This window comes from Micromonospora sp. WMMA2032 (genome assembly GCF_002688545.1).
Classification (GTDB): domain Bacteria; phylum Actinomycetota; class Actinomycetes; order Mycobacteriales; family Micromonosporaceae; genus Micromonospora; species Micromonospora sediminicola.
In genome coordinates this window covers 4071750-4085192 of the sequence record NZ_CP024052.1, presented here as the reverse complement: position 1 = coordinate 4085192, position 13443 = coordinate 4071750, and the positions used below count along the sequence as shown (strand labels likewise).

At 73.0% G+C, this 13443-nt stretch carries 11 protein-coding genes; 8 read left to right on the top strand and 3 right to left on the bottom strand.

What is annotated here, in order from left to right; translation table 11 throughout:
- Positions 1 to 27: 27 nt before the first annotated feature.
- The 3 genes from CO540_RS18840 to purB all read left to right on the top strand — a co-directional run bounded on the left by CO540_RS18840 (position 28) and on the right by purB (position 3986).
- A complete protein-coding gene (locus CO540_RS18840) occupies positions 28 to 543 on the top strand; it encodes a SigE family RNA polymerase sigma factor (protein WP_099163065.1) in 516 nt (171 codons plus the stop codon).
- Positions 540 to 2462: a hypothetical protein gene (locus CO540_RS18835; RefSeq protein WP_099163064.1), complete on the top strand. Its 1923-nt coding sequence runs from the start codon at positions 540 to 542 to the stop codon at positions 2460 to 2462. Before CO540_RS18840 ends, CO540_RS18835 begins: the two co-directional genes overlap by 4 nt.
- 90 nt (positions 2463 to 2552) lie before the next feature.
- Positions 2553 to 3986 (top strand): adenylosuccinate lyase, encoded by a 1434-nt coding sequence (gene purB, locus CO540_RS18830; RefSeq protein ID WP_371682234.1) that lies wholly within the window; start codon positions 2553 to 2555, stop codon positions 3984 to 3986.
- A 94-nt stretch (positions 3987 to 4080) separates the two neighbouring features.
- Here the strand turns inward: purB and CO540_RS18825 are convergent, their stop codons facing one another.
- Together CO540_RS18825 and CO540_RS18820 are read right to left on the bottom strand one after the other, a co-directional pair.
- A complete protein-coding gene (locus CO540_RS18825; protein ID WP_172967874.1) occupies positions 4081 to 4665 on the bottom strand; it encodes a YbjQ family protein in 585 nt (194 codons plus the stop codon).
- Between the two features lie 3 nt (positions 4666 to 4668).
- The gene (locus CO540_RS18820; protein WP_099163063.1) at positions 4669 to 5352 is read right to left on the bottom strand and encodes a DUF1986 domain-containing protein; all 684 of its coding nucleotides are present in this window, start codon (positions 5350 to 5352) and stop codon (positions 4669 to 4671) included.
- Positions 5353 to 5820: 468 nt separating this feature from the next.
- Between CO540_RS18820 and purS the strand changes: the two genes are divergently transcribed.
- Genes purS through CO540_RS18800 form a run of 4 tightly spaced genes read left to right on the top strand, consistent with a single transcriptional unit; the run spans position 5821 to position 10357 of the window.
- Positions 5821 to 6084, top strand: coding sequence for a phosphoribosylformylglycinamidine synthase subunit PurS (gene purS / locus CO540_RS18815; RefSeq protein ID WP_091565725.1), 264 nt, complete (start codon positions 5821 to 5823; stop codon positions 6082 to 6084).
- On the top strand, positions 6081 to 6764 hold the full coding sequence (gene purQ, locus CO540_RS18810; RefSeq protein WP_091565722.1) for a phosphoribosylformylglycinamidine synthase subunit PurQ: 684 nt from the start codon (positions 6081 to 6083) through the stop codon (positions 6762 to 6764). Before purS ends, purQ begins: the two co-directional genes overlap by 4 nt.
- Before the next feature lie 43 nt (positions 6765 to 6807).
- Positions 6808 to 9597 carry a phosphoribosylformylglycinamidine synthase subunit PurL gene (gene purL, locus CO540_RS18805; protein ID WP_099163062.1) on the top strand — a complete coding sequence of 930 codons (2790 nt, stop codon included), beginning with the start codon at positions 6808 to 6810 and terminating at the stop codon, positions 9595 to 9597.
- Complete coding sequence (locus CO540_RS18800; RefSeq protein ID WP_172967873.1) at positions 9560 to 10357, top strand: 2-phosphosulfolactate phosphatase; 798 nt, start codon at positions 9560 to 9562, stop codon at positions 10355 to 10357. The genes purL and CO540_RS18800 overlap by 38 nt, the downstream gene beginning before the upstream one ends.
- Before the next feature lie 191 nt (positions 10358 to 10548).
- Here CO540_RS18800 and CO540_RS18795 read toward each other — a convergent pair whose 3' ends face one another.
- Positions 10549 to 12840, bottom strand: coding sequence for a carboxypeptidase regulatory-like domain-containing protein (locus CO540_RS18795; protein WP_253866050.1), 2292 nt, complete (start codon positions 12838 to 12840; stop codon positions 10549 to 10551).
- A 229-nt stretch (positions 12841 to 13069) separates the two neighbouring features.
- Between CO540_RS18795 and CO540_RS18790 the strand changes: the two genes are divergently transcribed.
- Positions 13070 to 13393: a sterol carrier family protein gene (locus CO540_RS18790; protein WP_091576717.1), complete on the top strand. Its 324-nt coding sequence runs from the start codon at positions 13070 to 13072 to the stop codon at positions 13391 to 13393.
- The last annotated feature ends 50 nt before the right edge of the window (positions 13394 to 13443 follow it).

The following is a 13443-nucleotide window of genomic DNA, read 5'->3' as shown; positions in this document are numbered from 1 at the left end:
CATGAGGCGAACGAGGGGCTTCGGGACGTGAACCGGGCCGAGGAAGACGAGTACCGGCAGTTCGTCACCGCCCGGATGGAATCGTTGCGCCGCACCGCGTACCTCCTCTGCCGCGAGTGGCACACCGCCGACGACCTGGTCTCCATCACCATCGGCAAGCTCTACCGGCACTGGCGCCGGGTCCGGGCGGTGGAGAACGTCGATGCGTACGTGCGCGGGATGCTCACCAACGCGTGGCTGGACGAGCGGCGGCGACCCTGGCGGCGCGAGCACAGCACCGACGAGGTGCCGGAGACCGCCGACGTGATCCTGCCGGAGCCCACGCTCGCCGAACGCGACATGCTGCTCGCCCTGCTCGGTCAGCTGCCGCCCCGCCGCCGTGCCGTGCTGGTGCTCCGCTACTACTGCGACCTGTCCGTGGACGAGACCGCCCACATCCTCGGCATCAGCGCCGGCACGGTGAAGAGCCAGGCGGCTCGGGGCCTGGACGCGTTGCGCCTGCTGCTGACCGGCATCCCGTCGACCCGGGGGGAGCTGTCATGACGTACCGGGAGTTGTTCGACGACCTGATCGGTGAGACGCCGGTCTCCACCGTGGACGTGGACCGGGTGATCGGCGGACAGCGCCGGGCCCGGCGGCTGCGGATCGGTGCCGGCACGACGGCGGTCGCCGCGGTGGTGGCCGCCGTGCTGGTCGGCACCACCTCGCTCATCGGCAAGCCGCACGCCCAGCCGGCCAAACCGGTACCGGCCGTCACGACGATCCCCGGCAGCGATCAGGACCTGGACCGGATCGAGGCCGCGGTGATCGCGGCGTTGACCCGCGCAATGCCGCGGCTGGCCTGGGCGGTCAAGGACGGGCCGGTGATCGACACCCCCGCCTGGGCCTCCGACGTGATGGGGCAGGCCGGCTCCCTCGGTTACCGGGGAAACGGCAGCTTCCGGGTGGACGGGGTCGACCTGGTCGCGAGCCTGCAGATCACTCCCGACGGCGCGAAGAGCTGGCAGGCCGAGGAGTCTCGGGCGTGCTCGAAGGCCGCCGCCGAGTGCGGCGAGCAGACGGGTCCGGACGGCGAGAAGATCAGGTACCACCGGTCGGTCTGGGAGCAGGAGGTGCCACCGCAGCTCCGGGATCGGATGCCGAGCCGGACAGAGAGCGCTGGCGTGACAGCACTGCGTCGGGACGGCACGTTTCTGAACCTGAGCCTCAGGACCGTCACCGCCGAGGACAACCTCCCGATCGCCGTCGGGCAGTTGATCCCGGTCGTGCTGGATCGCGCCGTCGCTCTCGCGCCGAAGCCGTCCCCCACACCCGCAGCCTCGTCCACTGTCACCACCGTCGCGGGCACCGCTGCGGATGCGGCACGTCTCGACGCGGCGCTGACCAGCGCCCTGCGCCGGCAGGCGCCGGACTTCACCTGGACGACCAGGTGGGGCGGCGAAGACAGCCCGACCCCGGTCGGGTTCGAGCCGAAGGGCCGGCTGAACGTCGACGGCCCGGTGCTGGATGCCGCCGCGTTCCGGGTCGGCAACCGGGCCGGGCAGGTCACGCTACGGCTGGTGCGCGAGGGGGAGCGCGCCTGGTCGGCCGCCCCGCCCTGCCCGACCGCCGCTCTCGCCGCCCGCCACTGCACGGTGACCGAAAATCCTGGTGGCGAGCGGGTGCGGGCGCGGCGCCTGCTCACCCGTTTCGGCTTACGCCCCGACTCGACGCGACCGGCGGCGAGCAACAACTACCTGATCGAGTCGCTCCGCCCGGACGGCACGCTGGTCCGCCTCTACGTCACGCAGGACAAGCCGGCGCTCTCGATGGATCAGACGATCGAGGTGGCTCGGGAGGCAACGCTCGTCCTGGCCCCACGGCCACCGGCGGGAACCGCCACCGCCGGGTTCTACGGTCTGCCTAGCTGGGATTACGACAGCGTCGCGCAAGGAGCGGCCGTCGCTGCGCTCGACGCCGTGTCACCGGACGGAATGATCTATCTGCTGCCCTTCCAGGAAGGCAGCGGCGGCCCGAACGGCGCGACGCTCCTGTCGTACAACTTCATGGTGCAGCGAGGCGGACTGGCCGGCGACGGGGAGATCATCGTGGAGCGCCGCGCCGCGCTGGTGCTGAGCTGCGCCACGCTCGGCGCGCTCCCACCGGCGATGCACCAGGGGCACGCGCATGGCGGCGAGTGCACCGAGTCGACCCGGCCGGACGGTAACCGGGTCGTCACGATCGTCTCCCGTCCGGCCGGGTCGGTCGTCTACGGCGTGTTCGTCCAGCGACCCGATCGGGGCACGGTCGAAGTGGTGATCGACAACCGGCCGAACACCGGAGCCGCCTCGGACATGCCGACCGACGGAGACTTCGAGCGCCGCTGGCCGAAGGGCGTCCGGGGCGGTGCCATCCCGCCGCTCACCCTGGAGCAGGTCACGGCACTCGCCGCCCATCCGGATCTGATCAACCTGTTGCCCTGACCGGAGAAGAGCGGACGCCCCGGGCCGGCCCGGCCCGGGGCGTCCGCCAGCAGCGGGCCGACCGGTGGCGGCGCGAGCCCGTACGCGAGAATGAGGGCCGTGACGACGATCCCGAACGTGCTCGCCAACCGGTACGCCTCACCCGAGCTGGTCGCCCTCTGGTCGCCGGAGGAGAAGGTCCGGATGGAGCGCCGGCTCTGGCTGGCGGTGCTCAAGGCCCAGCGTGACCTCGGCGTGCCGGTGCCCGACGGGGTCGTCGAGGCGTACGAGCGGGTGGTCGACGACGTCGACCTGGCCTCGATCGCGGCGCGCGAGCGGGTCACCCGGCACGACGTGAAGGCGCGGATCGAGGAGTTCAGCGCGCTCGCCGGGCACGAGCACGTGCACAAGGGGATGACCTCCCGCGACCTCACCGAGAACGTCGAGCAGCTCCAGATCCGCGCCTCGCTGGAGCTGATCCGGGACCGGGTGGTCGCCACGTTGGCCCGGCTGGGCTGGCACGCGGGCGAGTATTCCGCGCTGGTGATGACCGGCCGGTCGCACAACGTCGCCGCGCAGGCCACCACGCTCGGCAAGCGCTTCGCGTCGGCGGCGGAGGAGCTGCTGATCGCGTACGAGCGGCTGGAGGACCTGATCGGCCGCTACCCGCTGCGGGGGATCAAGGGTCCGGTGGGCACCGCCGCCGACCAGCTCGACCTCTTCGACGGCGACGCCGGCAAGGTCGCCGAGCTGGAGCAGCGGGTGGCCGGGCACCTCGGGTTCGCCCGGGTGCTGGACAGCGTCGGCCAGGTCTACCCGCGCTCGCTGGATTTCGACGTGCTCTCCGCGCTGGCCCAGGTGGCCGCCGCGCCGTCGTCGCTGGCCACCACGATCCGGCTGATGGTGGGCCAGGAGCTGGTCACCGAGGGCTTCAAGCCGGGCCAGGTCGGGTCCAGCGCGATGCCACACAAGATGAACACCCGCTCGTCGGAGCGGGTCAACGGCTTCGCGGTGATCATCCGGGGTTACCTGTCGATGGTCGGCGAGCTGGCCGGTGACCAGTGGAACGAGGGGGACGTATCCTGCTCGGTGGTGCGCCGGGTGGCGCTGCCGGATGCGTTCTTCGCCGCCGACGGCCTGTTCCAGACGTTCCTCACCGTGCTGGACGAGTTCGGCCCGTACCCGGCGGTGATCAACCGGGAGCTGGAGCGGTTCCTGCCGTTCCTCGCCACCACGAAGATCCTGGTGGCGGCCGTACGCCGGGGGGTGGGCCGGGAGGTGGCGCACGAGGTGATCAAGGAGCACGCCGTCGCCGTGGCGCTGGCCATGCGGGAGAAGGGCGCGGCCGAGAACGACCTGTTCGACCGCCTCGCCGCCGACGGCCGCCTGGGCCTGACCCGGTCCGAGATCGACTCCCTGGTCGCCGACCGCAACGCCTTCGTCGGCGCCGCCCCCGACCAGGTCACCAGGGTGACCGCAAGAATCACCAAGATCGTCGAAACCCACCCCCAGGCCGCCACCTACTCCCCGCCCCCCATCCTCTGACCGTCCCGCACTTTCCCGTCGATCATGAAGTTGGCGGCACTCAGGGAGATCATTCCTGCCGTCAACTTCATGATCGACGCGGCAGACGGGTGGTTCAGGTGCCGGTGGGGGTTTCGGCGGCGGAACTCAGGTTGGGGGCGCTCGCGGGTTCGGCGATGCCGCCGGGGGCGGAGGCGATCTCCGGGTCGTGGGCGGTCTCGGCCGCGATCATCGGCTGGTCCGGCGGCATGACGTCGGGCATCTTGGGCGCGACGATCACCGCCGTGCCGTAGGCGCAGATCTCCATCCACATCTCGCCGCAGTCGCGGCTGTCGAAGCGCATCCCGATCACCGCGTTCGCGCCGAGCCGCTGCGCCTCCTCGCCCAGCCGGGCCACCGAGTCGGTGCGCCAGCGGGTGAGGTTGTCCGGCGCCATCGGGTCGTAGGCGCCACCGCGCAGGTTCTTGACCCCCTCGCGGTACGGGTTGCGGGTCCTCGCCATGGAGGAGACCACTTCGCCGAGGATCTGGCGGATCTCGTAGCCGGGCAGTTGATCCGTCGTCACGACCAGCACGGTTCCGATGCTGTCAGGCACCGGCCGGGTGGTTCGCGACAGGTGTTCACCTGACCGGATGCTGCAAAACGGCGCGGCGCGGACGGTCGGGCGGCTCCCGACCCATCCGCGCCGCAACGACGTCATCGGTCAGACACCGGCCACCGAGGTGATCCAGGACCGGTTGTACGCGACACTGCCGTAGTTCTGGATGCTGGAGCCGTCGGCGGTGGAGGCCACGCCGACCTGCCGGCCGTTGTAGAACTGCGGGCCGCCGGAGTCGCCCCGCCAGGCGTTGCCGTTGACCCGGGTGCTCCGGATCGCCTGCCCGCCGTACGCGTCGGTGACGCTGGTGCTGGTCACCCTGACGTTCGCGGTCTTGAGCTGGGGCGACGCGCCGCAGCCGCTGTAGCAGGTCATGCCCCAGCCATAGATCGAGTTGGTCGAGCCGACCGGCGGGTTGCTGCTGGCCAGCGTCACGGTGGAGGTGCTGACCGCGCTGGACAGGCGCAGCAGGGCCAGGTCGTAGCGGGTGTAGGAGGCGCTCACGGTGCGGGTGACGCCGCCGGAGGCGTAGTAGACGCTGCCGACCCGGACCGACATGGTGCCGCTGACGCAGTGCCGGGCGGTGAGCACCCACTGGGACGCGATCACGCTGCCGGAGCAGGTGAACGAGCCGTTGCTGAAGACGGCCGCGGCCCAGGGGGCGGACGAGACGGTGCCGCCGCCGATGATCGGCTGCGGCCCGGCCGGTGCGGCGGTGGCGCCGGACGCGGTGGCCAGGACGCCGGCCAGCGCGGTGGTCAGCACGGCGAGCAGGGGACGGAGGCGCATGTGGGGGCTCCTTCGGCGCGGGGCGCCCGGGGTTGCCGGGCCGGTCGGGGCGCGCCGGGCGGGTGACCCGGCGAGGTGCGTCGATCAATAGCATCGACGTCTGACGATGGATGCTACGGGCGTGCCACGCTCTGTCACAAGACGTGAATCGAGATACGCCGATGACTGTGTCCGTCTCGGCGGCGTGTCGGACCGGCTGTCGGAAACCGGTCCCGCGGCCCCGTCATTGAGAGCAAAATGCCTGGTGAGAGGCGTTCTGGACGACCGTTGACCTTGAGGTTGGGCAACAAATCCGTATCGACGCCGCAACGAACGCGCAACGGTCTCCGGCCCGGGCGGTCGGTCCCGCCGATCACCGCCCGAACTGTCCCCGGCCGGTGCGGGCGGGGCGATATCTGCCAGGTAGGCTGGCTGCGCTCGCCCGTTTGTGGGCCGGCACCCAACTGCGTACACAGTCAGGAGTGCCCAGTGCCTCGCGTCGTCGTCGACGTCATGCTCAAGCCCGAGATCCTCGATCCGCAGGGCCAGGCCGTCGCAAACGCGCTGCCCCGGCTCGGCGTCAGTGACGTCGCCTCCGTCCGGATCGGCAGGCGGATCGAGATCGAGTTCACCGGCGAACCGGACCTGGACCGGGCCCGCGAGATCGCCGACAAACTGCTCGCCAACCCGGTCATCGAGGACTTCACGGTCCGCGTGGTCGACGCCGACGAGACCGCGGGCGCGCACTCGTGACCGCCCGGGTCGGTGTGGTGACGTTCCCCGGCTCGCTCGACGACGGGGACGCGGCCCGGGCCGTCCGGATCGCCGGCGCCGAGCCGGTCCGGCTCTGGCACGGCGACCCGGACCTGCACGGGGTGGACGCCGTCGTCCTGCCCGGCGGCTTCTCCTACGGCGACTACCTGCGCTGCGGCGCCATCGCCCGGTTCGCCCCGGTGATGGAGACGGTCGTCGAGGCCGCCCGTGGTGGCCTGCCGGTGCTCGGCATCTGCAACGGCTTCCAGATCCTCTGCGAGGCCCACCTGCTGCCCGGCGCGCTCACCCGCAACCAGCACCTGCACTTCCGCAACCGGGACCAGGTCCTCCGGATCGAGGCCACCGGCACCGCCTGGACCAACGCGTTCCAGCCGGGGCAGGAGGTGCTGATCCCGGTCAAGAACGGCGAGGGCTGCTACGTCGCCGACCCGGCGACGCTGGACCGGCTGGAGGCCGAGGGCCGCGTCGTCGCCCGGTACGTCGGCGGCAACCCCAACGGATCGCAGCGCGACATCGCCGCGATCACCAACGAGGCCGGCAACGTGGTCGGCATCATGCCGCACCCCGAGCACGCGGTGGAGGCGCTCACCGGCCCCTCGCTGGACGGCCTCGGCTTCTTCACCTCGGTGCTCAAGCACCTGGTGGGAGCGCCCGCGTGAGCGCGAGGAGCGCGAGCGCCGGCGAGCGCAGCAAGGAGACGTCATGACCACCCATCCGGACCCGACCCTGCGCGGGCCGCAGGGCGTCGTGCCCCAGGCCGGCCCGACCGACGACTGGGCGCCCGGCGTGGACACCGTCCCCCGGGCCACCGGCACGCCGGAGGAACTCCAGCCGTACGCCGAGCTGGGCCTCCGCGACGACGAGTACGACCGGATCCGGCACATCCTCGGCCGGCGCCCCACCCAGGCCGAGCTGGCCATGTACTCGATCATGTGGAGCGAGCACTGCTCCTACAAGTCGAGCAAGGTGCACCTGCGCCAGTTCGGCGAGAAGGCGCCGCCGAGCGACCGGCTGCTGGCCGGCATCGGCGAGAACGCCGGCGTGGTCCGGGTCTCCGACGAGCTGGCCGTGACCTTCAAGGTCGAGTCGCACAACCACCCGAGCTTCGTCGAGCCCTACCAGGGCGCGGCGACCGGCGTCGGCGGCATCGTCCGCGACATCCTCGCCATGGGCGCCCGCCCGGTGGCCGTGATGGACCCGCTGCGCTTCGGCGCGGCCGACCACCCGGACACCGCCCGGGTGCTGCCCGGCGTGGTCGCCGGCGTCGGCGGCTACGGCAACTGCCTCGGCCTGCCCAACATCGGCGGCGAGGTGGTCTTCGACCCCTGCTACCAGGGCAACCCGCTGGTCAACGCGCTCTGCCTGGGCGTGCTGCCGGTCGACCGGCTGCAGAAGAAGGACGCCACCGGCCCCGGCAACGTCGTGGTGCTGATGGGTGCCAAGACCGGCCGCGACGGCATCGGCGGCGTGTCCGTGCTGGCCAGCGCCACCTTCGACGAGGGCAGCGAGCAGCGCCGCCCGTCCGTGCAGGTGGGCGACCCGTTCATGGAGAAGCTGCTCATCGAGGCGTGCCTGGAGCTGTACGACGCCGAGCTGGTCGTCGGCATCCAGGACCTCGGCGGCGCCGGCCTGACCTGCGCCCTCACCGAGACCGCCGCCTCCGCCGGCACCGGCATGCGGGTCTGGCTGGAGCGGGTCCCGCTGCGGGAGCCCTCGATGGAGCCGCACGAGATCCTGGCCAGCGAGTCCCAGGAGCGGATGCTGCTGGTCGTCACGCCGGAGAAGCTGGAGGCGGTGCTCAAGACCGCCGAGAAGTGGGGCGTCTGGGCCACCGCCATCGGCGAGGTCACCGCGCCGTCGCCGGACGGCCAGCCGGGCCGCCTGGTCATCACCTGGCGTGACCAGCTCGTGGTCGACGTGCCCCCGGGCTCGCTGGTCGACGACGGTCCGGTCTACGCCCGGCCGATGCGGGAGCCGGCCGACCTGATCCTGCTCCAGGCGGACCGGGCCGAGACGCTGCCCCGACCGAGCACCCCGGACGCGCTGCGGGAGACCGTGCTGCGCATGATCGCGTCGCCCAACCTGGCCGACAAGACCTGGGTCACCGAGCAGTACGACCGCTACGTGCTGGGCAACACCGTGCTCGCCCAGCCGGAGGACTCCGGCGTGATCCGGATCGACGAGCGCAGCGGCCTCGGCGTCGCCCTCTCGGTCGACGGCAACGGCCGGTACGCGCGCCTCGACCCGTACCAGGGGACGAAGCTGGCGCTCGCCGAGGCGTACCGGAACGTGGCGGTGACCGGCGCGAAGCCGATCGCGGTGACCAACTGCCTCAACTTCGGCTCGCCGGAGGACCCGGGCGTGATGTGGCAGTTCGCCGAGGCCGTGCGCGGCCTGGCGGACGGCTGCCTGGAGCTGGGCATCCCGGTCACCGGCGGCAACGTCAGCTTCTACAACCAGACCGGCGCGGCGGCCATCCACCCGACCCCGGTGGTCGGCGTGCTGGGCGTGCTGGACGACGTCGCCGAGCGGGTGCCGATGGGCTTCGTGCCGCGGCCGGCCGGGGACCACGACCAGCTCTTCCTGCTCGGCGAGACGCACGTCGAGCTGTCCGGCTCGGAGTGGGCCTGGGTGACCCACGAGCACCTCGGCGGCATCCCGCCGCAGGTCGACCTGGCCCGCGAGCGGCAGCTCGCCGAGCTGCTGGCCGAGGCGGCCCGGGTCGGGCACCTCAGCTCGGCGCACGACCTCTCCGACGGCGGCCTGGCCCAGAGCCTGGTCGAGTCGAGCCTGCGTCGGGGCGTCGGAGCCCGGATCGCGCTGCCGGAGCACTTCGCCGACGGCTCGATGCCGTTCGTGTTCCTGTTCAGCGAGTCCGCCGGCCGGGTGCTGGTGTCGGTGCCGCGCGGTCACGAGAAGGCGTTCACCGCCCTCTGCGGCGAGCGCGGGGTGCCGTGGGAGTTCATCGGCGTGACCGACCCGACCGGCGGCGTCCTGGAGGTGCACGGCCAGTTCCGGATCGGTCTGGACGAGCTGCGCGAGGCGCACGCGGCGACGCTGCCGCGCCTCTTCGGTGACGCGGAGGCGCCCCGGGTGGAGGTGGCCGCGACCCGTACCGGTACCACCACCGTGCTGCCGGCGACCGCCGAGCAGCCGGTCGGGGTGGACCCGGCGCAGGTCGCCGCCGAGCCGATCGCCGAGCACGGCCCGGAGACGGCCGCCAAGTCGCCTGGCGCGGAAGCCCCGACGGGAGCCGACACCGCGCCGAGCGGGTCGACTCCGGCCGAGGACGGGACCGGGTCCGCCGCGGCGGACGACCCGTCCCGGCAGGTGACGGCGACTGCCGGGTCCCCGACCGGCGGCGTGTCGACCGTCGAGGGCGACCGCACGTCGACGGACGACCCGGAGGGCGTCGCCCCGGCGACCGCGCCGGACGACACCGACACGGCCTCCGATGAGCCGGACCAGCGATCCGCGCCGGACCAGCGCTGAGGCCCTGGCCCTGGCGGTCTTCGCCCAGCCCGGCGCCGGTGCCCGGTTCGACTGGGGACTGACCGGGGCCGCGGAACTCGGCCGGGTCTGCGCCGCCCTGGTGGTGGTGGACGTGCTCTCGTTCACCACCACCGTGGAGGTGGCGGTGAGCCGCGGCATGCGGGTGCACCCGTTCCCCTGGGGCGAGCAGGCCGCCGAGTACGCCCGCCGGGTCGGCGCGGTCGCCGCTGTGGGCCGGCGGAGGACGACAGCGGAACATCCGTGGTCGCTCTCCCCGGCGGCGCTGCAGACCGCGCCGGTCGTCGCCGACCTGGTGCTGCCGTCGCCCAACGGCTCGGCGATCAGCGCCGCGGCGAGCGCCACCGGCATTCCGGTGGTCGCGGCATGCCTGCGCAACGCGCGCGCCGTCGGGCGGTGGCTCCGCGATCAGGGGTACGGCACGAACGACGCCCCGATCGGCGTGGTGGCCGCCGGGGAACGCTGGCCCGACGGGTCACTGCGTCCCTGTGTGGAGGACCAGCTCGGGGCCGCCTGCGTGCTGGACGCCTTGGCCGGGGTGCCCGGGGGACTCTCGGTGGAGGCGGCGATGGCGCTGGCCGCGCTGGCCAGCACCCCGGACGTGCCGGCGGCGGTCCGGGGTTGCGTCTCCGGCCGGGAACTGGCCGAGGGCGGCTTCGCCGGGGACGTCGCGGTGGCCACCGAGGTCGGCGTCTCCGACGTCGTACCGGTGCTCCGCCAGAACTTCTTCGCCCCCGCCTGACCTCCGCGCCGGCTCGCCCCGCCCCGCGCTCCCGTCGATCTTGGGGTTGTGGTGCCCAGGATGGCGGATCTGGCCCGGTTTGGTAGGTGCCACAACTCCAAGATCGGCGACTGGTCGGGCGCCGGCAGCGGGATTGACGACAGTGGCCGCCCGCTCCGCGGGCGGCCACTGTCGGTCGTGCGGGGTGCGGGTCAGTCGTCCAGCCAGTCGAGGCGACGACCGCCCCGCTCCGACGCGCCGTCCGGGCGGGCGCGACCGGCCTGGGCCGGGTCGTTGTGGTAGCCGCCCTGGTTGTCGTAGCCGCCACCGCGCTGCTGCGGCGGCTCCTGGCCGTAGCCGCCCTGCTGTCCGTAGCCGTCGCCGTAACCGCCGCGCTGGTCGTAGCCGCCCTGCTGGTCGTAGCCGCCCTGCTGGTCGTAGCCGCCCTGCTGGTGGCCGCCGTCGTAGCCGGAGCCGTAACCGCCGCCGGCCGGGCCGCTCTCGTAGCCGCCCTGCTGCCGGCCGTCGTAGCCGCCGCCCGGATTGTCGCCGTAGCCACCGGCGGGGTTGTCGCCGTAGCCACCGGCCGGCGCGTCACCGTAGCCGCCCGGGGTTCGGCCACCCTCGTAGCCGCCGGCGGGGGCGTTGTCGTAACCGCCGGTCGGGGCGTCGCCGTAGCCGCCGGCCGGGTTGTCGCCGTAGCCGCCCACCGAGGCGGTGCCGTGACCGCCGGTCGGGGCGGCGCCGTGACCGCTCACCGGGGCGGCCCCGTAGCCGCCAGCCGGTCGGCCGGCGTAACCCGGGTCGTCGCCGTAACCGCCCGCCGGGGCATCGCCGTAGCCGCCCGGAGCGCCGGTGTAGCCGCCGGTGGGCACGTCTCCGTATCCGCCCTGTTGACGGCCGTTGTCGTAGCCCCCGGCCGGACCGTTGTCGTAGCCGCCCGGCGCGGCGCCGTAACCGCCACCGGCGCCGTAGCCGTCGCCCTGCTCCGGGCCGCGGCCGTACTGGCCCGGGCTGGCCTGGTCGTAACCCCGACCCTGCTCCGGCTGGTAGGTGCTGGTCGGGTACGGGTCGGCCGGCGGCGCGTACTGGGTGCTGTCACCGGTGTAGCGGCCGGTGGGCTCGTCGAAACGCTCGTTGCCGTAGCCGCCGCCCTGAGCCGGCGGGTAGGCCCCGGCGCCGGCGGCGTAGCCGGCACCGGAGGACGGGCCGTTGCCGTAGCCGCCGCCCGAGGAGGGCGCGTTGCCGTAGCCGTTCGCTCCGCCGTAGCCGCCCTGCCCGGGCGCCTCGTCGCCGTAGCCGTAGCCACCCTGCCCCGCCCCGACGCCGTACGCGGGTCCGGGCGGTGCGCCGTACGGGTCCGGCGGGACGTCGTCCACGACCGGCCGCTGCAGCATGGTCGGCGCGTCGCTGATCGCCGCGCCGCCGACCGTCGTCGGAGCGGGCCCGGCGCCCATGCCGTTGACCACGCGGGTCTGGTCGTCGGCGCCCCGGTAGGCGCCCCGGGCCGCGGGAACCGCGCCGGCCATGGCGGCCCCACCCGGACCGCCGGGACCGGTCGGCCCACCCGGACCGTCGCCGTCGCCATCACCGTCGTCGTTCTTGCGCCGCATGTAGAGCAGCACGATGGTGCCCACGCCGACGGCCACGAACAGGCCGCCGAGCAGGATCAGCAGCCAGGAGCTGAAGCCGCCGGAGTCCTCGTTCGCGGTCGGCTGCTGGGCGGCGGGCGCCTCGGTGGCGGGGGTGTCGGTCACCTCGTCCTCGGTCGGCTCCTCGGACGGGAGGGCCGACTCACTGGCCGACGGGGTGGCGCTCGGGCTCGCCGAGGCCTTGACCGCGATGCTGAGCCGGAGGCCGGTCACGGACTGGCCGGCGGCCGCATTGATCGACTTGGCGCTAGGGCTGGCGCCGTCGGTCGAGGCGCCGAGGTCGATCCGGCCGGGCAGGATCGGGTTCGAGGCGGAGCCGCTGAAGCTGAAGTTGCCGCTGCCGTTCGTGGTCGTCTGGCGCGGGTTGCCGGAGCTGTCGCGCAGCATGACGAGCGCGCCGGAGATCGGCTCCCCGTCGGAGTTGACCACCTTGCCGGAGACCGTCTTCACGGTCTGCGGCTGCTGCGGCGAGGGCGGAGCGGCCTTGCCCTTGACCGTGAGGTTGAAGTTCGCGGTGGCCGGCCGGCCCACCCCTTGCACCCGGACCGTGACGGAGGCGTTGGCATCGCCCGCGTTGTCGTTCGCACGGAGGGTTAGGAGTTGGACCTTCGGGGTACCGGGAGGGTTGAACTCGACGCCGCCGCAGCCGCTGGTGCAGCTGACCCCGGCGGGCAGACCACTCAGGCTGATGTCGCCGTTGGTGTCAGTGCCCTCGGGATTCACCGTCACGGTGATCGTGGCGTCACTGCCGGCGTTGATCGTGGTAGATCCGGGCGACACGCTGACGCTGGCCGCGAGGGCGGGTGTGGCGGGGACGGTGAGCAGGGCGCCGAAGACCAGCGCTACGACCACACCGGCCCGATGCTTCCAGGCACGTCGGTGTGTTGACACGTCCACCGCCTTCCGGGTCTGATCTCCCCGCTGGCCGCTCCGGCCGGGTTGATCACTCACGGTACGAAATACGCCGTCGGCAACTATGCCTTGTCTGACCGGATCATCTCTACCCAGGGCCGGCGTCGTGCGGCCTTCTGCCGGGTCGTATCGTCCCGTCGTGTCCTCTCCGCACGCTTATTCCGACGTGGTGTCAGCCGCCCTGACGGCGCTGGACGAGGGGCGTACGCCCGAACGGCCGGTGCTGCGGGAGGCGGTCCGGACGCTCTTGGCCGCCCTTGCGGAGCGCGCCCCCGGCCGATCGGTGGAGGTGCGTGTCCCACCCTACGGCGCGGTGCAGTGCGTGACCGGTCCGCGACACACCCGCGGCACCCCGCCGAACGTGGTGGAGATGGATCCGGCGACCTGGCTGGCGGTGGCCACCGGACGCCTCGGCTGGGCGGAAGCGGTCACCGAGGGTCGCGTACGGGTCTCCGGCATCCGGGCCGACCTCTCCGCGTACCTCCCGATTTAGCCGGACCGACGCGGCGGGGTGTCGTCACCCTCGGCGGACGGTTCGTGACT